The following is a 467-nucleotide window of genomic DNA, read 5'->3' on the forward strand; positions in this document are numbered from 1 at the left end:
GCATGGAGCTCCAGTTGCTGACCCACATACTGGTGTGGCACCGAGTAATGGTGCTGCTCATAACTGACGTGATAGTCGATGTTGACCTTGACCGTTTTGATGGCGACATAGCGATAGGGATGCACCGGCAGTGGTCCCAGTGCCGGGCGGTCCAACTGCTCAAATGCGTCACGTCGGTTACCGGGCAGTTGCTTGAACGGACGCTCGTTGAGTTCGTTCAGCAAGGCACGGATGCACTGGTTGAGTTCGGCAAGCGAGAAGAAGGTCTGATGGCGTAGACGGGCCAGGATCCAGCGCTCGACGATCTGCACACCCACCTCCGCCTTGGCCTTGTCCTTGGGCTTGTAAGGACGAGCTGGCATCACCGCCACCTGATAGTGCTCGGCCAACTGCTGGTAGCTGGGGTTGAGCTCGGGATCGTATCGGCAAGCCTTGCTGACACCGCTCTTGAGGTTGTCGGGGATCAG

Annotated in this window: 1 pseudogene; it reads right to left on the reverse strand. The window is 58.5% G+C overall.

The features are described 5' to 3' along the window. Positions 1–467, reverse strand: a pseudogene (locus J9892_RS21370) (IS21 family transposase); the annotation flags it as partial.

It is taken from the genome of Aeromonas sp. Prich7-2 (assembly GCF_017939255.1).
Classification (GTDB): domain Bacteria; phylum Pseudomonadota; class Gammaproteobacteria; order Enterobacterales; family Aeromonadaceae; genus Aeromonas; species Aeromonas caviae.